Source organism: Bradyrhizobium sp. BTAi1 (assembly GCF_000015165.1).
GTDB classification, from domain to species: Bacteria; Pseudomonadota; Alphaproteobacteria; order Rhizobiales; family Xanthobacteraceae; genus Bradyrhizobium; species Bradyrhizobium denitrificans.
On record NC_009485.1, the window covers coordinates 512,393 to 530,781 of the forward strand.

Genomic DNA, 18,389 nt, shown 5'->3' on the forward strand with positions numbered 1-18,389 from the left:
GCGCGACAGCGGGTCCAACCCGTCTCATAGTTAGCGACATCCTAACATGGCCTGGCCTGCCCCAAGGGGCGGAACGAGTTTCTGCGCGTATTGGGTGTGTCGTGGCAGAAATGTTCGCGGATTCATCTGCATTTCATTGCATTGATTAGCGGCCGATTAGGATTAACGCCGGCCGCGCCCCGCGCGCCGGGCTGCAACGGGCTGGATTTAACGAACGGGTAGGATTCCGCGGACCAGTCTGCACCATCGCCGACAGAACGGTGCGGCGATGTTTACTCGTGTTCATCCAGAAGGGAATGACAATGTCAGGTATCGTACTCTCGGCGTCGGTGCGCCAGAATCTGCTCTCGCTCCAGTCGACGGCGCAGCTCCTCGCCACCACGCAGAACAACCTCTCCACGGGCAAGAAGGTCAACTCGGCGCTCGACAACCCGACCAACTTCTTCACCGCGCAGGGACTCGACAACCGCGCTTCCGACATCTCCAATCTGCTCGATGGTATCGGCAACGGCGTGCAGGTTCTGCAGGCCGCCAACACCGGCATCACCTCGCTGCAGAAGCTCGTCGACAGCGCCAAGTCGATCGCCAACCAGGTGCTGCAGAGCGCCGTCGGCTACTCCACCAAGTCGACCGTGACGTCGGCTGCGCTGACCGGTGCGACCGCCACCAGTCTGATCGGTGCCAGCACCACTGCCGTCACCGGCTCCGCCGTACTGAACGACAACACCTCGACCGCCGTGGCGATCACCGGCTCCACCAAGCTGTCGGGTACCCCGGGCACCTCGTCGAACGACCTGGCGTCCAGCATCACCACCGGCGACACGCTGGTCGTGAACGGCACCACCTTCACCTTTATCGCCGGCACGTCCTCGTCCGGCACCAATATCGGCGTCGGTGACACCGTTACGAACCTGCTGTCGACCATCCAGAGCGCGACCGGCGTCACCTCGTCGATCACGGCTGGCGCGATCACGCTGACGCCGCCGGCGGCAGGGCTGACATTGTCCGGTACGTCGCTGGCCAAGCTCGGTCTCAGCGCGGTCGGCAATTCCCTGTCCGGGCAGACGCTGACAATCGCCGCCACAGGAGGTGGCACGGCGACCAGTGTCACGTTCGGTCTTGGGACAGGGCAGGTCAACTCGTTGAACGATCTCAACGCGAAGCTTGCGGCCAACAACCTGCAGGCCACTGTCGCCTCCGCGACCGGTAAGATCTCCATCACGACCACCAACGACGCAGCGTCTTCGACGATCGGTGCGATCGGTGGTACGGCGGCGGCCTCCAGCCAGTCCTTCAACGGCCTGACGGCGGCGGCTCCGGTGGCTGATGCGACCGCCCAGTCGCAGCGTGCAAGCTTGGTTGCGCAGTACAACAACGTGCTGGCGCAGATCAACACGACGGCAGCCGACGCGTCGTTCAACGGCATCAACCTGCTGAACGGCGACACGCTGAAGCTGACCTTCAACGAGACCGGCAAGTCCACGCTGTCGATCACCGGCGTGACCTTCAACACCGGCGGCCTGGGTCTGTCGACCCTGACCTCGGGCACCGACTTCCTCGACAACAACTCGGCGAACAAGGTGATCAAGGTGCTCAACACCGCGAGCTCCACGCTCCGGGACGAGGCGTCGACCTTGGGTTCGAACCTGTCGGTGGTGCAGGTCCGTCAGGACTTCAACAAGAACCTGATCAACGTGCTGCAGACCGGTTCGTCGAACCTGACTCTGGCCGACACCAATGAGGAAGCGGCCAACAGCCAGGCGCTGTCGACCCGCCAGTCGATCGCGGTGTCCGCGCTGTCGCTCGCCAACCAGTCGCAGGCGAGCGTGCTGCAGCTCCTGCGCTAAGGCGCAGCAGTTCAATCGACATCGGAGGCGGCGGGGCTGGTCCCCGCCGCTTTCGGCTCAACTATCCGGGATTCACGCCGGTCTCGTGCGAGGTCGCTGGCGCCGGTTTCCGCGAGCAAGCCGCGGACCGGCCGTAACAGCCATCCCTGTCGACGAGGATACAGCCCGCCGGCGGTGCCGCTCCCGAGAGGAGATCCAGGGGATGCCGCTGCGGGTCGAACTGAAGCCGTTCGAACGGATCGTGATCGGCGACAGCGTCATCATCAATTCGAACACGCGCGCGCGCTTCATCGTCGAAGGCGATGTGCCGATCCTCCGCGAGCGCGACACCGTCTCTGCCGAAACGGCGGACACGCCGGCAAAGCGCCTCTATCACTGCGTCCAGACCATGTATCTCAAGAACGACGCGATCCGCTATCGCGCGTCCTATCTGGCCTGCATGAACGAATTGCGGGAGTCCGTTCCGGACGCCGCCGCTCTTGCCGCGACTGTGGACCGCCATGTTGCGGAGGGAGCTCTCTACAAGGCGTTGAAGGCGATCAGGATGCTGATCCAGTGCGAAAGCCCGGCCATCGCGCCGGTCGAGGTGTCGCCTTGAAGTCCCCCGGACCTGCGAACCGATCCGCTCGGATCTCCAACGCAGGCTGCGGTTCCGTATTTGCACGGACATTAAAATTAACGGGACGGAGAAAAGCCCGGCCTAACGATGGCACGGAGGAAAGTCCGTTGAGCCGAGCCAACCGACGGCCGGGTTCGATGCCGAGCTGCATGGTGGTGGCTCCGGATCGACCGTCGATGACACGATCAGCGGTCGCCCGGCGATCGCAGCGCCAATTCTTGGAAGGCCAGTTTGATGGATGACCTGTTGCGTGAGTTCCTGACGGAGACCAGCGAGAGCCTGGACACCGTCGACAATCAGTTGGTGCGGTTCGAGCAGGAGCCGAACAACGCCAAGATCCTCGATAACATCTTCCGCCTGGTGCACACGATCAAGGGGACCTGCGGCTTCCTCGGCCTGCCGCGGCTCGAAGCGCTGGCGCACGCCGCCGAGACCCTGATGGGCAAATTCCGTGACGGCATGCCGGTGACCGGCGAGGCCGTGACGCTGATCCTCACCACCATCGACCGCATCAAGGACCTGCTGGCGCAGCTCGAGGCCAATGAGTCCGAGCCGGAAGGCGAAGACCGCGATCTGATCAGCGAGCTCGAGGCGATGGTCGAGCGCGGCATGGCCGCGATGGCCGCCGGCGCGGCGCCGCCACCGCTGGTGCCGGCCGCGCCCGCAGCGCCGCCGGCTGCGCCCGCGGTGACGCAGGGCTCCTTGATCGACCAGACCCTGGAGCGTCCGCTGCGTCCGGGCGAGGTGTCGCTCGACGAGCTGGAGCGCGCCTTCCGCGAGACTGCGATCGAGACGCCGCCCGCGCATGAGAAGGCGCCGGAGCCCAAAGCGGCCGCGCCCGCGCCGAAGGCCGAGCCGGCCAAGGTCGAGGCAAAGGCGGAGCCCAAAGCCGAAGCCCCCAAAAAGGCGGCGCGCGCCAAGGCCAATGCCGATGGCGAGGTGCATGAGAGCGACAAGGTCGCCAACCAGTCGATCCGCGTCAATGTCGACACGCTCGAACATCTGATGACGATGGTCTCGGAGCTGGTGCTGACGCGCAACCAGTTGCTCGAGATCGCCCGCCGCAACGAGGACACCGAGTTCAAGGTGCCGCTGCAGCGGTTGTCCAATGTCACCGCCGAGCTGCAGGAGGGCGTCATGAAGACGCGCATGCAGCCGATCGGCAATGCCTGGCAGAAGCTGCCGCGCATCGTCCGCGACCTCGCGACCGAACTCGGCAAGCAGATCGAGCTCGAGATGCACGGCGCCGACACCGAGCTCGACCGCCAGGTGCTCGACCTGATCAAGGACCCGCTCACCCACATGGTGCGCAACTCCGCCGATCATGGCCTGGAGACGCCGGCCGAGCGCGCCGCGAGCGGCAAGGCCGAGCAGGGCACGATCCGTCTCTCCGCCTATCATGAAGGCGGCCACATCATCATCTGCATCGCCGACAATGGCCGCGGTCTCAACACCGAGCGCATCAAGGCCAAGGCGGTCGCGAACGGTCTCGTCACCGAGGCCGAGCTCGAGAAGATGACGGAAGCGCAGATCCACAAATTCATCTTCGAGCCGGGCTTCTCGACGGCCGCCGCCGTCACCTCGGTCTCGGGCCGCGGCGTCGGCATGGATGTGGTGCGCACCAATATCGACCAGATCGGCGGCACCATCGATATCAAGTCGGTGGCCGGCGAGGGGTCCTCCGTCACCATCAAGATCCCGCTGACACTCGCCATCGTCTCGGCGCTGATCGTGGAAGCCGGCGGCGACCGCTTCGCGATCCCGCAATTGGCTGTCGTCGAGCTGGTGCGCGCGCGCGCCAATTCCGAGCACCGCATCGAGCGCATCAAGGACACCGCCGTCCTGCGCCTGCGCAACAAGCTCTTGCCGCTGATGCATCTGAAGAAGCTCCTGAAGATCGACGACGGCTCGTCGACCGATCCGGAGAACGGTTTCATCGTGGTGACGCAGGTCGGCAACCAGACCTTCGGCATCGTGGTGGACTGCGTGTTCCACACCGAGGAAATCGTGGTCAAGCCGATGTCGACCAAGCTGCGGCACATCGACATGTTCTCGGGCAACACCATCCTGGGCGACGGCGCGGTCATCATGATCATCGACCCGAACGGCATCGCCAAGGCGCTCGGCGCCGCCGGCTCGGCCTCGCAGGCGGTCGCCGACGAGCATGCGGCGCATCATGCTGTTGGCGGCGAGCAGCTCACCTCGCTCCTGGTGTTCCGCGCCGGCACGGCGCAGCCCAAGGCGGTGCCGCTGGCGCTCGTCACGCGGCTGGAGGAGATCGCGGCCGACAAGATCGAGATCTCCAACGGCCGCTACATGGTGCAGTACCGCGATCAGCTGATGCCGCTGGTGCAGATGGAAGGCGTCTCGGTGCAGACCACGGGCTCGCAGCCGATCCTGGTGTTCGCCGACGAGACTCGCGCGATGGGCCTCGTCGTCGACGAGATCATCGACATCGTGGAAGAGCGACTCCACATCCAGGTCTCCGGCGCCAAGGACGGCATCCTCGGCTCGGCCGTGATCAAGGGCCAGGCGACCGAAGTCATCGACGTCGGCCACTTCCTGCCGATGGCCTTCGCCGACTGGTTCATCCGCAAGGAGATGGCGACCGAGGCGCAGACGCAGTCGGTGCTGCTGGTCGATGACTCGCCGTTCTTCCGCAACATGCTGGCGCCGGTCCTGAAGTCGGCCGGCTACAAGGTGCGCACGGCGGCTTCCGCCATCGAAGGCCTCGCGACGCTGCGCTCAGGGCATACGTTCGACATCGTCGTCACCGACATCGAGATGCCGGAGATGAACGGCTTCGAATTCGCCGAGGCGATCCGCTCGGACCAGAACCTGAACCAGCTGCCGGTCATCGCGGTATCGTCGCTGGTGTCGCCGGCGGCGATCGAGCGCGGCCGCCAGGCCGGGCTCTACGACTACATCGCCAAGTTCGACCGGCCTGGTCTGATCGCGGCGCTGAAGGAACAGATCGAGGAACGGGCGCGGGCCGAAGCCAACCGGCGCGCCGCGTAACAGCAACCGGCAGGAGTAGCGTGCGATGAGCAGTAAGATCGAAGCCACTGACGGCGCGGCCTCCGAATTCGTGACTGCCGTCATCGGCGGTCAGCTGTTCGGCCTGCCGATCTCGCGGGTGCAGGACGTGTTCATGCCGGAGCGTGTCACGCGGGTGCCGCTGTCGTCGGCCGAGATCGCCGGCGTGCTGAATCTGCGCGGCCGCATCGTCACCGTGATCGACATGCGGGCGCGGCTCGGCCTTGCCAGGGCCGACGACGGCAAGCCGCCGATGGCGGTCGGCGTCGACCTGCGCGGCGAGTCCTATGGCCTGCTGATCGATCAGATCGGCGAGGTGCTGCGGCTGCCAGAGGCGAGCCGGGAGGAAAATCCCGTCAACCTCGATCCGCGCATGGCCAAATTCGCCGGTGGTGTCCACCGCCTCGATGGCCAGCTGATGGTCGTCCTCGATGTCGATCGCGTACTCGAGCTTCTGCCCAAGGCAGCTATCGCCGCCTAGCCTCTCAACCATCCCATAGGGGAGATCAAAATGAAAAGCTGTCTGGTCGTGGATGACTCCAGCGTGGTCCGCAAGATCGCGCGCCGTATCCTTGAGGAGCTGGGCTTCTCGGTCGTCGAGGCGGAAGATGGTGAGCAGGCGCTGGAGCTCTGCACCAAGAGCCTGCCCGAGGCGATTCTGCTCGACTGGAACATGCCGGTCATGGACGGCTATGATTTCCTCGGTCGTTTGCGCCGGCTGCCCGGAGGCGAGGGCCCGAAGGTGGTGTTCTGCACCACGGAGAATGACATCGATCATATCTCGCGCGCGCTGAATGCCGGCGCCAACGAGTACATCATGAAGCCGTTCGACAAGGAAATCGTCGCCGCTAAGTTCCAGGAAGTTGGTCTCATCCAGGCAATGTCAGCCGAGTCCGCCTGATCCCTTCCTCTGCCCAGAAGAGGCCGTCCGTGAACCAGCCAGATTATGAGTTCCTGCGCAAGCTGCTCCGAGACAAGTCCGGTCTCGACCTGTCAGCCGATAAGCAATATCTGATCGAGAGCCGCCTGCTTCCTCTTGCGCGCAAGGCCGGCCTCGCCAGCATCAGCGATCTCGTCCAGAAGCTGAAGGACGGGTCGAGCGCCTTGATCAGCCAGGTCGTCGAGGCCATGACGACCAACGAGACGTTCTTCTTCCGTGACAAGGTCCCGTTCGATCATTTCCGCGACGTGATCATGCCGGAGCTGCTGAAGGCGCGCGCCGGTCGCAAGTCGATCCGGATCTGGTGCGCCGCATGCTCGACGGGGCAGGAGCCCTATTCCCTGGCGATGTCGCTCAAGGAGATGAGCGCCGCGCTCAATGGATGGCGCGTCGAGATTCTCGCGACCGATCTCTCGCAGGAAGTGCTCGAGAAATCGAAGGCCGGACTCTACAGCCAGTTCGAGGTACAGCGCGGTCTGCCGATCCAGCTTCTGGTCAAGTACTTCAAGCAGGCCGGTGAGCTCTGGCAGATCAATTCCGACGTTCGCGGCATGGTGCAGCATCGTCAGCTCAACCTGCTGCACGATTTTTCGCAGCTGGGGACCTTCGACGTCGTCTTCTGCCGCAACGTGCTGATCTATTTCGACCAGGACACGAAGATCAATATCTTCAACCGGCTCGCCAAGCAGATGGAGCCGGACGGGTTCCTGGTGCTGGGTGCGGCGGAAACCGTGGTCGGCCTCACCGACGTTTTCAAGCCGCTGGCTGATCGGCGCGGCCTGTATCGTCCAAGCGGTGCCGCTTCCTCCGCCAAGCCACCGGCGCCGGGAATGCCCCGGGTCGCGGCCGCAGGAAACTAAGCCGCCTTTAATGCAGACTGACAGGACACAAAGATGTCTGATGAGAACAAGGGTACGGAGCGCGTCACCTTCAGCCGAGGCTACGATGTCTGCATCATGGGCATCGACGGGACATGGCGACGCGATTGCCAGCTCAACGCCATTTCGGACAATGACGCGGTCTTGACCGTCGAAGGATCGATCCAGGGCCTCAATCTGAAGGAGTTCTTTCTGCTGCTCTCCTCGACGGGGCTCGCTTATCGCCGTTGCGAACTGGTCCGGGTCAACGGCGCCGAGATGGACATCCAATTCATCAAGGGCAAGAACAAGAAGAAGCGCAGCGGTGCTTCGTCAGGTCAGGAAGCCACAGTGAGCTAGCCTACGCGTGTGGCCCGGCAGCCTGCGCGGGCTTCAGCCAGGTTGGCGTCGTTTTCTCGTGGAACTGGCCCACCGGGCTGGTTTCCTGCGCAATTGCTAAGGTCTGTGTCCGTTTTTCCGGAACTGATTTACGCCAGCGCAGGGTCCGATGTGTATGACGAAACGGTCAGTCAATCTTTCCAGGAACGGCCCATGTCGGTCATGAGTTCGGAACTTGCTAGTCGCCGCCCGGACGCCGCGGAGGAGGGCGACCGGCGTGCGCTGCAGCTCTTGGTCGTCGACGACGATGCGTCCCAACGAACCTTGATTTCACTGGCAGCGAAGCAGGCTGGCCACGCGGTCACGGTGGTCGCAAGCTGCGCTGAGGCGATCCGCGAGATCGGCCACAAGCGCTTCGATTGCGTGACCCTCGATCTGATGCTGGAAGACGGAGACGGGACTGAGGTCCTCAAGGCCATTGCGGATAGCCGGTTCGCGGGTTCGGTCATCGTCATCAGCGGGATGGATGCGGCGCGGCGAATCGCGGCCCGGCTCTATGCGCGCTCGCTTGGCATTGACCTGCAGAGCCTGCCCAAGCCGGTCGATTTGGCCGCACTTCGAATCTTCCTGGCCAATCTCGGCAAGACAGCGTTGGGTTTGCCAGTTGTACACACCTGGGGCGGCGTGGCCGCCGAGAGTGTTGCCGCGAAACATCGATCCTGAACTCATGACAGAGGTGCGTGCCGCTGTTTCGAGCCGCCTCGATGAGATGCATCTTCCCAGTTTCGTCCGCATTTGATGAAAACAATGGCAGTCCGACGAGACGTCGGCCTGTTGTGTCGGATGCTGTGCAGAGTACGGACCGTCTCAGCCCCTCATCGATGTGGTCCGGGTGCAGCGATCATGCGTTTTGACCTGGAGCGCGGCCGCGACCTGGGGACGGGACTTGGGAACGGGACTTGGGAACGCGACTTGGAAATTTGACCTTGATCATGATTTGCGCGGCGCCAATGTGTTTTGCACGGCAGCACGAGGCGCTCAAAGAGCGTCTTGAGATCGCGGCGAGTTCGTGTTCTCGTGATCTCGGAGAGTGATCCGCCGCTACTACTTGTGGGTTAGGATCACAAACCGTACAAATACGGGTGCTCAAAACGCCTGCTGAGTGTGGTATCATAAGACGCGTTTTCATTGTTTCTTCTCCTTTGCAAGAGCAATCGCCCATGGCTGAACAAGCAAATTCCCGCGGTGAGATTTTTGTCGTCGACGACGATCCGGCCGTACGCGACACACTCTCGATGGTTTTGTCGGCCGGTGGCTACGAAGTTATCTGCTTCGCGGATGGCGCGGCGCTGCTGGCCGTTGCGCGAAGCCGGACGCCCGCCTGCATCCTGCTCGACGTGCATATCCCCGGAAAGTCGGGCCTCGACATTCTCCGGGAACTTCACGGCGAGGATTATCCCGCGCCCATTTTCATGATTTCCGGGCAAGGAGATATTCCGATGGCTGTGAACGCCATCAAATACGGCGCCCTCGACTTCATCGAGAAGCCGTTCCGGGGCAGCGAGATCGTGGCCCGCCTGAACGAAGCGATCGGCGCCTTCGCACGCCGACAGAAGGAGAATGCTTCGCCCAAGATCGGGTCGCTGCATTTCCCCGGACGCGAACCGCTCACGCGGCGCGAGCGCGAGGTGCTGGAACAGTTCACGGCAGGTGCTTCGAACAAGGAGGCGGGTCGCACGCTTGGCATCAGCCCGCGTACCATTGAGGACCACCGCGCCAACATCATGAAGAAGCTTGGAGCGCGGAATGCCGCCGATCTGATCCGCATCGTGATGACGGCGTCGCGTACCAATTAACAAATGAGGGCTGCGTTCCTATCCTGGGAATGCACGCCGGAACAGGCGTCTGGCCGGTGGGGTGCCTGCTGCTGGCTCGGAACCGGGGCCCCGGCGGGCTCATTCGCTTCCGTTCTCTGGGTCGGCGGCTGACCGGCCTAGTCCGATGTGAGCGCAGTCCGAATCATTTTGGCCAGCTCGGATTTGCGATACGGTTTCGGCAGCAGCAGCAGTCCCTCGTCGAGCCGTCCATGATGGACGATGGCGTTCTCCGTGTATCCGGACGTGAAGAGCACGCGCTGTCCGGGGCGAAGCCGCTGGATTTCTGAGGCCAACTGCCGTCCATTCATCGTGCCCGGCATAATGATGTCAGTGAACAACAGATCGAAGCGCTCACCGCCATTGGCGATCGCGAGGGCTTCGGCGGCATTCGCGGCCTCAAGGGTCGCGTAGCCCAGCGCATGCAGCTGGGCAAGCACGTAACCTCGCACCAGCCGGTCGTCCTCGACCACCAGGATCGTCTCGTGCCCGCCCTCGATCGCCGGGGCGGCGCTCGCGGCCGGTATCGCCACGCCCTCCCGACCCGGGGGAAGATACATGCGAATCGTGGTGCCGTGTCCCTCTTCGCTGTAGATCCTGACATGGCCGGAGGACTGCTTAACGAAGCCGTATACCATGGACAGTCCGAGCCCCGTTCCCTTGCCTGGGCCCTTCGACGTGAAGAACGGATTGAAGACCTTGTCGATGATGGCTGCCGGAATGCCGCTGCCGCTGTCGCTGACCGCGATCATGGCATAGCGCCCGGGCCGGACGTCATCGTAGAGACTCGCATAGTTCTCGTCGAGGTCGGCCCAGCCGGTCTCCAAGATCAGCTTGCCGCCGCTCGGCATCGCGTCGCGGGCATTCAGCGCGAGGTTGATGATCGCAGTGGCAAGCTGGTTGGGGTCGACATGGGCCGCGCAGGTCTCGTCCTGGAAGACCGACTCGATCTCGATCTGCTCGCCGAGCGTCGGTCGCAGCAGCTTCGCCGTGTCGATGACCAGCATGTTGACGTCGACCTCGCGCGGCTGCAGCGGCTGCCGGCGCGCGAAGGCGAGCAAATGCTGGGTGAGGTCGGCGCCGCGGGCGGCGGCCTCGTCGATCATCCTGGTGATGGCCGCGAGCTGCGGCTCCTTGGCGACAGCGGCAGCGAGAATCTCGATGGTGCCGGTGATCACGGTGAGGATATTGTTGAAGTCGTGGGCGATGCCGCCGGTGAGTTGGCCGATCGCCTCCATCTTCTCTGACTGCCGAATGCGCTCCTCGGCGGCGATCTTGTCGGTCAGGTCCCGGAAGAAACCGTTGAAGACAAAGCCGTTGCGGGTCTTGAGCGCGGTGACGCTCACTTCCGCCTTGAAGTCGCGGCCGTCGCGGCGCCTCACGATGACCTCGCGCCGACGGCCGATCCCGAGCGCGCTGGCCTCTCCGGTCAGCACGATGCGACCGAGCGCGGAACGCAGTTCCTCGCCTTCGTCGTCGATCGTGATCAGATCGAACACGTCCTTGCCGAGGATTTCGGCGCGCGGCCAACCGAAGATCTTCTCGGCCTGGGAGTTCCAGTTGAGGATGGCGCCCTTTGCGTCGACCTGAACGAACGCGTCGAGCGCCGTTTCAATGATGTTGCGGGCGAGCTGCTCGCTCTCGCGCAGGGTCTCCTGCGCCAGCCGGCTTTCGGTCATGTCGCGCCCGATGAAGAAATGCCGCTGCACCGGTTCCGACCAGTTCGAGGTCCAGGATAGGGTGACGACCCGGCCGTCTTTATGGACGTAGCGACCGTCGGAGTTGCGCGGGCTCAGCCCATGGCGGGACGCGCGTAGTTCGTCGCGGGCCTTCTGCAGATCGTCCGGATGGATGAAGTCAGCGCCGTTGCGGCCAATCATCTCGGCAGGCGTATAGCCGAGAATGGCCTCGACGCTCGGCGAGACCTGCACCAAGATGCCGCTGCGGTCGGTGATCAGGATCAGATCCTGCGATGTCTCGAAGATCCGCCGGCGTTCCTCCGTCTGCTGACGCAGGGCCTGCTCGGTCTTGCGACTCTCGGTGATGTCGCGCGCGATCTTGGATGCGCCGATGATCTGTCCGGTGGGTGACTTGATCGGGGAGACGCTGAGCGAGACAAGAATGTGCTCGCCATCCTTGCGAATACGCACCGTCTCGAAATGCTGGATCCGCTCGCCTCGTGCGACGCGCAGCAGGATGTCCTGGGCTTCGGCCATTCGGTCGGCGGGCACGACGAAATCTGCCTGGCGGCCGACGGCCTCTTCGGCGGCGTAGCCGAGCATGGTCTCGGCGGCCGGATTCCAGGCCGTGATGGTGCCGTCGAGCGCGAGGGTCACGATGGCATCATTGGAGGATTCGACCGCGGCGCTGTACAGCCGCTCGCGCGCCGCGAAATGATCGCGTGCCGCCTCCGTCAGGTAATGTTCCTGGACCTCGCGTTCGAGCTCCGCGGTCTTGGCGCGGACCTCCTCCAGGACCCGCGCGAACGCCCGCGCCAGGACCCCGGTCTCGCCGACGGCCTCCAGCGGAATTTTCACCGACTCGCCGCGCCCCACGCTTTCGACGGCTTGGGTCAGTTGATTGATGGGACGTGTCAGCGACCGCGCCACGACGAAAGCGAGGGCGGCCGCGCACAGCATCGCGATCAATCCGACCTCGATCGCCGTCTTCCGAATGGCGAGCGCCGGCGCCATGAAGGCGGTGTTCGGGATCGTCTCGATCACTGCGACCCATTCCTGCCCGGCGAGCATCGCCGGAGCGAAGGCCACGCCGCCCGGACGCTTCGCGTCGTCGTGAAGAATCCGTGCGAAGCCCTGGGTCGAGCCGGTCGCGCTCGCCAGGCTCGGAAAATCGTCCTGCCACCGCGTCGATCCGCCGCGCTTCGAGGCGAACTCGCGGTCCGACTCGGGATGGAAGAGATAGTCGCCGCGAGCGTTCACGACGTAGAGCTGAGCGCCCGGGCGCGCCGCCGAACGCAGATGTGCGAAGATCGGCCGCATGTCCAGATCGAGCATCAAAATGGCAAATGGCTTGCCGTCCGGCGAGAACACGGGCGTGCCCACGCAGAGCATCGGGACGCCGGTCTTCGGGTCCGTCGTGTTGCCGTCGAGAATGATCGGCGACACGCGGATTCCGCCGGGCGCGAGCTGCAGCGTCTCCGTGATATATTTGCGATCGCCGCGTGTGATCAGCTCATTCTCGGGAACGATGCGAACCGTGCCGCCGGGTCCTAGCCGGTCGACCCGGATCAGCTCGCGATAATTGTTTTCGATCCCGACCAGGCGGACCATCGCGTAGGTCGTCTTGGCCTGCAGCTCGGCAAAATAGCGCATGGCGACCCGCTCGCGCCACGACTGCGCCGACAGACCCTCGCGCGGATCGGGGCCTCCCGTTTTCAGCGTGCGAATGAGCGTGGCGAGATTGGGCGAGGCGCGATAGCCGTTGAGATCGTTGCGGGCGCCGCCGACATAGTTCTCGAGCTCGGTGGCCATCAGGCGCGAATGCGCTTCGATGCGGTCCAGGGCACGCGGCAGCAGCGCGCTTTCGAGGCTGCGGTAGCCAAGCCAGCCGACAGCGAACACGGCCATCGCGACCAGCAGGATCATCGCAATGGCGAGCCGCGTCGTGAGCGTCAGGCGCCGGCCCAGGCCGAGCGCCTCGCGGCCGTCAGGCGACCCGGCCCGGCCAGGCTGCTGGCCCATTCTGCTGTCAGGCGTTCGGAACAGCATCGGGGCCTGGCCGGGATGGAGCCGCGTTCGTCCCTCCGCGCTCCAGGCAATCGGAGACCATCGCCAAGAGAGCTGCCGGCTTGAACGGCTTCGGCAGCGCCGATACCGCCCCCAGCTTGGTGGCCATGGTAAGATAGTCAGGCTCCGAGATCGAGTTCGGGGTGTTCGGACGCCCCGAGGTCATCAGGATCGGCGTGCTCGGAGCGTGCTTGAGGATCAGGCGCATGGCTTCCAAGCCGTCCATGCCCGGCATGAAGATGTCCATGACAACGAGGTCGAAGCTCTCGCCCTGAAATCTGGCGATGGCCTTCTGACCGTCGTCCGCCACCGTCACGGCGTGGCCGGCCTGCTGCAGCAGCCGCTGGATCGTCATCTGCATGACCGGATCGTCGTCTACGACCAGTATCTTCGCCACGGTCCGTGTCTCCCGAATGCTGGCGGCAAGACCAACGGTCAGTTGTAAAGGTTTTGCCCAATTCGCGTCGCGCCGCAAGCGCTTCCCCGCGCCTGTCACCCGTTCCGACCAGGCCGGAGCAATGATCACCGGAAAATTGGGGCGTTTTCGGCCGGCGCGACGCTCCAGCGCAGCCCCCTTGCTCAAACCTCCAGCCTTGCCTCCCTTTGAGGCACTCGCGCCGTAGTTGTACGGGCGGAACGCTTCACATTCGCTTAATCGGATCAATAGAAGAGTTACCATGGTTCCCGTCATGCTTGTATCGGCGTGGCCGGATTGATTGCGCAACCTTTGGGTACATTTTCAACGACCTGCTATCTTGGACGAGGTGAGATGATGTTCGGCAAGATCAAGATCGGAGCTCGCTTGTCGCTCGGCTTCGGTGTGCTGGTTGCCGTTGGGCTGGCGACGGCTGCCTTTGCGTATCGGGAGCTCGACTTCATCTTGGCGAAGGTCGTGCGCATGGCCGATCAGTCACAGAACGCGATCGGCGTGGTCAGGATTGCCGGCGAACTCCATGCCGCGTCGCGGGCGCTGCTCCGTTATCAGATGGATCGTGACCAGGCCTCCTATGGCGAGGCGGAAACGCGGCTGGCAAGCGCCGCCACCACTCTTGAGGCGACGATTCGTCGGACGGTGTCGCAGGAGCGCCTTGCAGCCTATCGCGTGCTGCAGCCGGAAATCGCGTCCTTGAATGAAAAGCGTCTGGCGCTGGGCCGCGTTCTGCAGGCCTATTTCGCCGGTCGCGATGCATTGTTCGAGGACGGCGACCGATTGGCAGCCGATCTGCGCAAGCTGGTGGAGGCCGCCCAGGCGTCGCGTGAAGCTGCGGCGATTGCAGCGTTGGAGACGAGCATTGTTGCGGCGCGCATCGCGGTCTGGCGGCATCTTGCCACATCCGATGTCAAGCCGCGCGAGGCATTCCAGGCCGAGCTGACGCGGTCGCGCGCGCAGTTTGCCGAGTTGGAGAAGCGGGACCTCGCACCCGCGTTGGCTCCGCTGGTTGCGACGGTCAAAGCCGATCTGACCAAATATGCCGGCAGCTTCGAGACGGCCTCCAGCGGCCTGCTGCGGGGCCATGAGATCCTGGTCGGCGAGATCGGGCCGCTCACCAAGAGCGCGATCGACCGCATCGAAAAGGTCGAGAGCGGCATCCGTTCGGCCTATAGCGCGACGATCGAGGAGACCAGCGGGTTGATCGCGACCTCGTCACAGGTGCAGCTGACGACGGCGCTCATCGCGGCCTTGGTCGGCGCCCTCTGCGCGGTGTTGATCACCCGCAGCATTGTCGGTCCGGTCCGCGTGCTCGCGGATGAGGCCGGGCGGCTGTCAGCGGGCGATACATCGGTCGAATTTCTGGGCGCGCGGCGTGGCGACGAGATCGGCCAATTGGCGGGCGCCGTGGCCAAGTTTCGCGACAACGTTCTGGCGCAGCAACAGGCTGCCAAGGAGGTCAGTGCTGCCGCGGAGCAGCGTGACGCTGCCAACCGCAATATGGAGCAGGCTGTCGAGGAGTTCAGGCAAGCGGCCGAAGGGCTGCTCGGAAGGGTCGGCGAGAATGCCGGCAGGATGAAGCAGACCGCCGGCGCGCTCACCGAGATTGCAACCCATGCGACGCAGCAGGCCGACGCAGCGGCTGACGCGTCGGAGCGGACGGCCGCGAATGTCCAGACCGTGGCCGCGGCCGCCGAGGAGCTGGCAGGCTCGATTCAGGAGATCGCACGTCAGATCGACCGCTCGAATTCCACGGTGCGTTCGGCCAACACCACGACGGCACGTTCGGAAAGCGAGATCGAGGGCCTGGCGCAGGCGGCCCAGAGCATCTCCTCCGTGGTCGACCTGATCCAGGCGATCGCAGCGCAAACCAACCTGCTGGCGCTCAATGCGACGATCGAGGCCGCGCGCGCCGGAGAAGCCGGCCGCGGCTTCGCGGTGGTCGCGCAGGAGGTGAAATCGCTGGCGGAGCAGACCGCCAAGGCGACGCAGGAGATCGCGCAACACGTTCAGGGCATCCAGACCTCGACCGGGAATGCCGTCGCGTCCGTGAAGCAGGTCGGTGTTGCGATGCGCGAGATCGACGAAGTCACTGGCGCGATCGCCAGTGCGGTCGAGCAGCAGGGTGCCGCGACGCGCGAGATCTCGCAGAACGTGCAGATGGCTGCGTCCGGCTCGCACACTTTGGCGTCGAACATCGCCACGGTCAGCGAAGCGATCCGCAAGACCAATCGCTCCGCCGATCAGGTGTCCGATTCCTCCGGTCAGGTCTCTGAGGCGGCCGAGCGCCTGGCGGAGGAGGTCCGCAGCTTCTTCGTCAAGCTTCGTACCGGCCCATTGGATCGTCGCAAGGAGGATGATGCGGCCTACAGGGGACCGGAGCGTCGGCAGAACTACATCGCCTCCTTGTCCGGACGGCGAAAAAGCGCAGCGTGAGTCGGACTGCCCGGTGGTGCAGGACGGGCTGAGTTGAATTGTTGGGGGAGTTCAATGTTTGGCTACATTTCGAAATTGAGGATTCAGAGCCGGCTGCTCGCCGGCTTCGGTCTGCTTTGCGTGTTGCTCGCTTGTTCCGTGGGTTATTCGGCCTACGCCGTCTCCGACCTGTCGGCGAAATTCAGCAAGGTCGTCACGCTGAGATCGCCCGTCGCCATCACCAGCACCCAATTGGTCGCCGATCTCCATGCGACGCTTTCAGCCCTGCGCGGATATCTGCTGACGGGAGATCCCGAGATGAAGCAGCGCCGGGCGGCGCTGTGGGCCGAGTTCGACACATCGGTCCAGCAGTTCGACCGCCTCGCTGACAAGTTCGCGCTTCCTGAGAACCGGGCGTTGTGGGCCGAAGTCAAGCCGCTGGTCGCGGAGTTCCGGACCGCCCAGGACAAGGCCGAAAGCGTTGCCTTTACCGCCGAAGCCTATCCGGCGACGAAGCTGCTTGGCGCGGAGGCGTCGCCGCTGATCGCGACGATGTTCGCCGAGGTCACCCGGATGATCGATGAGGAGAATTCACTGGAGGCGACCCCGGAACGGAAGCGCCTGTTGAAGACGATGGCCGATCTCCGCGGCAATCTCGCCGCAGCCGGCTCGCAGCTGAGGCTGTACGTGGCATCGGGCGACGTATCGGATCGCGACAAATTCGCCGCTCCCTATACCAACTACAAGAACGCGGTGGCGGCCATCAGGTCCCAGACGGATCTGTTGACGTCGACGCAGAAGGCCGCCTTCGACAAGGTGAGCAAGGCGAGCGAGGCGCTCGCGCCGCTGCCGGACAGGATCTTCGCCATCCGCCAGTCGCCGCAATGGAATGCGGCGGTGTACCTGCTCGCGACCGAGGCGACGCCGCGGGCCAACAAGCTGCTCGACCTGCTGGACGGCAAGAAGCGGCCCGACGGTACGTTCGGTGGCGGGCTCAAGACCAACCAGCAGGATCTGCTGGTCAAGGAGTCGACGGACGTCGCGGCGCTGATCGATCGGCTCCTGTTCACCGAGTGGACGCTGCTCGGGGTTGGGCTGCTGCTGGGACTGGGCATCGCGATCCTGGTCGCGCGCTCGATTACGCGGCCGATCCAGGAGCTGGTCGCCGACGCCGTTCTCCTGTCGGAGGGCGATACGACGGTGGAGTTCAGGACCGCGGAGCTGGCCGACGAGGTTGGCGATGTGTCGAAGGCGGTGGCGATCTTCCGCGACACTGCGATTGCGCAGCAGCAGGCGTCGTCAAACTATGTTCGTGAAGCCGAGGCGCGCGAAGCGATGAACCGCAACATGGAAGAGGCCGTGGAGGCCTTCCGCGCCAAATCGACGGAGCTGCTGTCCGAGGTGGACGACAATGTCGGCGTGATGAGGAGCACCGCGGAATCGCTGACGGGGATCGCAGGTCACGCCACCGAGCAGGCCGCTTCCGCAGCCGGCGCCTCGGAGAAGACCGCAGTCAACGTGCAGACCGTCGCGGCGGCGGCTGAACAGCTTGCGAGCTCCATTGTCGAGATCGGCCGCCAGATCGAGCTCTCCAACACCACGGTGCGCAATGCCAATGCGACCACGGCGCGGTCGGAAGCCGAGATCGAAAGTCTCGCCCAGGCGGCCCAGAGCATCTCGACCGTCGTCGATCTGATCCAGGCGATCGCGGCTCAGACCAATCTTCTGGCGCTGAATGCGACCATCGAGGCGGCCCGTGCCGGTGAGGCCGGCCGCGGCTTTGCCGTCGTCGCGCAGGAGGTGAAGTCCCTCGCGGAGCAGACCGCCAAGGCGACCCAGGAGATCGGCCAGCACGTGCAGGGCATCCAGAACTCGACCAGCAACGCCGTCGCCTCGGTCAAGGAGGTCTCCACGGCGATGCGCCAGATGGCCGACGTCACGACCGCCATCGCCAGCGCGGTCGAGCAGCAGGGCGCGGCGACACGGGAGATCACGGAGAACGTTCAGATGGCGGCCTCGGGCAGCAAGATGCTCGCCTCGAACATTTCGACCGTCAGCGGCGCGATCGAGGAGACCAGCCAGTCCGCCGCGAGCGTCCGCGATGCCTCGAACAACGTGTCGCGGGTGGCCGAGGACCTTGCAGCCGAGGTCCAGGACTTTTTCATCCGGCTGCGCAGCGGTCCGCTCGACCGCCGTGTCGATGACGATCCGAACTATCAGGGCCCCGAGCGCCGCGCCAATTCGGGCGCCGGCCGCAGGCGTGGGCAGGCGGCGTGATAGCGGGCG

At 64.4% G+C, this 18,389-nt stretch carries 13 protein-coding genes; 11 read left to right on the forward strand and 2 right to left on the reverse strand.

Going from position 1 to position 18,389, the window contains the following annotated elements:
* The first annotated feature begins 302 nt into the window (after nucleotides 1-302).
* The 9 genes from BBTA_RS02490 to BBTA_RS02530 all read left to right on the forward strand — a co-directional run bounded on the left by BBTA_RS02490 (nucleotide 303) and on the right by BBTA_RS02530 (nucleotide 9,494).
* Nucleotides 303-1,847 (forward strand): flagellin, encoded by a 1,545-nt coding sequence (locus BBTA_RS02490; RefSeq protein ID WP_041751188.1) that lies wholly within the window; start codon nucleotides 303-305, stop codon nucleotides 1,845-1,847.
* A gap of 202 nt (nucleotides 1,848-2,049) precedes the next feature.
* Complete coding sequence (gene flbT, locus BBTA_RS02495) at nucleotides 2,050-2,445, forward strand: flagellar biosynthesis repressor FlbT (RefSeq protein ID WP_012040856.1); 396 nt, start codon at nucleotides 2,050-2,052, stop codon at nucleotides 2,443-2,445.
* Between the two features lie 255 nt (nucleotides 2,446-2,700).
* Nucleotides 2,701-5,484, forward strand: a complete 2,784-nt coding sequence (locus tag BBTA_RS02500; RefSeq protein WP_012040857.1) for a hybrid sensor histidine kinase/response regulator — start codon at nucleotides 2,701-2,703, stop codon at nucleotides 5,482-5,484.
* A 25-nt stretch (nucleotides 5,485-5,509) separates the two neighbouring features.
* Nucleotides 5,510-5,983: a chemotaxis protein CheW gene (locus BBTA_RS02505; RefSeq protein WP_012040858.1), complete on the forward strand. Its 474-nt coding sequence runs from the start codon at nucleotides 5,510-5,512 to the stop codon at nucleotides 5,981-5,983.
* Nucleotides 5,984-6,013: 30 nt separating this feature from the next.
* Complete coding sequence (locus tag BBTA_RS02510; RefSeq protein ID WP_012040859.1) at nucleotides 6,014-6,403, forward strand: PleD family two-component system response regulator; 390 nt, start codon at nucleotides 6,014-6,016, stop codon at nucleotides 6,401-6,403.
* A gap of 29 nt (nucleotides 6,404-6,432) precedes the next feature.
* Nucleotides 6,433-7,302: a protein-glutamate O-methyltransferase CheR gene (locus BBTA_RS02515; protein WP_012040860.1), complete on the forward strand. Its 870-nt coding sequence runs from the start codon at nucleotides 6,433-6,435 to the stop codon at nucleotides 7,300-7,302.
* A gap of 33 nt (nucleotides 7,303-7,335) precedes the next feature.
* Nucleotides 7,336-7,659, forward strand: coding sequence for a hypothetical protein (locus BBTA_RS02520; RefSeq protein WP_012040861.1), 324 nt, complete (start codon nucleotides 7,336-7,338; stop codon nucleotides 7,657-7,659).
* 192 nt (nucleotides 7,660-7,851) lie between these two features.
* A complete protein-coding gene (locus tag BBTA_RS02525) occupies nucleotides 7,852-8,361 on the forward strand; it encodes a response regulator (protein ID WP_012040862.1) in 510 nt (169 codons plus the stop codon).
* A 497-nt stretch (nucleotides 8,362-8,858) separates the two neighbouring features.
* Nucleotides 8,859-9,494: a response regulator transcription factor gene (locus BBTA_RS02530; protein WP_012040863.1), complete on the forward strand. Its 636-nt coding sequence runs from the start codon at nucleotides 8,859-8,861 to the stop codon at nucleotides 9,492-9,494.
* 137 nt (nucleotides 9,495-9,631) lie between these two features.
* Here the strand turns inward: BBTA_RS02530 and BBTA_RS02535 are convergent, their stop codons facing one another.
* On the reverse strand, nucleotides 9,632-13,240 hold the full coding sequence (locus BBTA_RS02535; protein WP_041750273.1) for a PAS domain S-box protein: 3,609 nt from the start codon (nucleotides 13,238-13,240) through the stop codon (nucleotides 9,632-9,634).
* Nucleotides 13,221-13,655: a response regulator gene (locus BBTA_RS02540; RefSeq protein WP_012040865.1), complete on the reverse strand. Its 435-nt coding sequence runs from the start codon at nucleotides 13,653-13,655 to the stop codon at nucleotides 13,221-13,223. The genes BBTA_RS02535 and BBTA_RS02540 overlap by 20 nt, the downstream gene beginning before the upstream one ends.
* 372 nt (nucleotides 13,656-14,027) lie before the next feature.
* On the opposite strand from BBTA_RS02540, the gene BBTA_RS02545 reads away from it, so the two are divergent.
* Nucleotides 14,028-16,124, forward strand: coding sequence for a methyl-accepting chemotaxis protein (locus tag BBTA_RS02545; protein ID WP_049795285.1), 2,097 nt, complete (start codon nucleotides 14,028-14,030; stop codon nucleotides 16,122-16,124).
* A gap of 54 nt (nucleotides 16,125-16,178) precedes the next feature.
* Nucleotides 16,179-18,380, forward strand: a complete 2,202-nt coding sequence (locus tag BBTA_RS02550) for a methyl-accepting chemotaxis protein (RefSeq protein WP_012040867.1) — start codon at nucleotides 16,179-16,181, stop codon at nucleotides 18,378-18,380.
* Nucleotides 18,381-18,389 lie beyond the last annotated feature (9 nt).

Coding starts and splice junctions, on each gene's coding strand:
- BBTA_RS02490 (WP_041751188.1), top strand. CDS start 303: ATGTCAGGTATCGTACTCTCGGCGTCGGTGCGCCAGAATCTGCTCTCG.
- flbT (WP_012040856.1), top strand. CDS start 2,050: ATGCCGCTGCGGGTCGAACTGAAGCCGTTCGAACGGATCGTGATCGGC.
- BBTA_RS02500 (WP_012040857.1), top strand. CDS start 2,701: ATGGATGACCTGTTGCGTGAGTTCCTGACGGAGACCAGCGAGAGCCTG.
- BBTA_RS02505 (WP_012040858.1), top strand. CDS start 5,510: ATGAGCAGTAAGATCGAAGCCACTGACGGCGCGGCCTCCGAATTCGTG.
- BBTA_RS02510 (WP_012040859.1), top strand. CDS start 6,014: ATGAAAAGCTGTCTGGTCGTGGATGACTCCAGCGTGGTCCGCAAGATC.
- BBTA_RS02520 (WP_012040861.1), top strand. CDS start 7,336: ATGTCTGATGAGAACAAGGGTACGGAGCGCGTCACCTTCAGCCGAGGC.
- BBTA_RS02525 (WP_012040862.1), top strand. CDS start 7,852: ATGTCGGTCATGAGTTCGGAACTTGCTAGTCGCCGCCCGGACGCCGCG.
- BBTA_RS02530 (WP_012040863.1), top strand. CDS start 8,859: ATGGCTGAACAAGCAAATTCCCGCGGTGAGATTTTTGTCGTCGACGAC.
- BBTA_RS02535 (WP_041750273.1), bottom strand. CDS start 13,240: ATGCTGTTCCGAACGCCTGACAGCAGAATGGGCCAGCAGCCTGGCCGG.
- BBTA_RS02545 (WP_049795285.1), top strand. CDS start 14,028: ATGATGTTCGGCAAGATCAAGATCGGAGCTCGCTTGTCGCTCGGCTTC.
- BBTA_RS02550 (WP_012040867.1), top strand. CDS start 16,179: ATGTTTGGCTACATTTCGAAATTGAGGATTCAGAGCCGGCTGCTCGCC.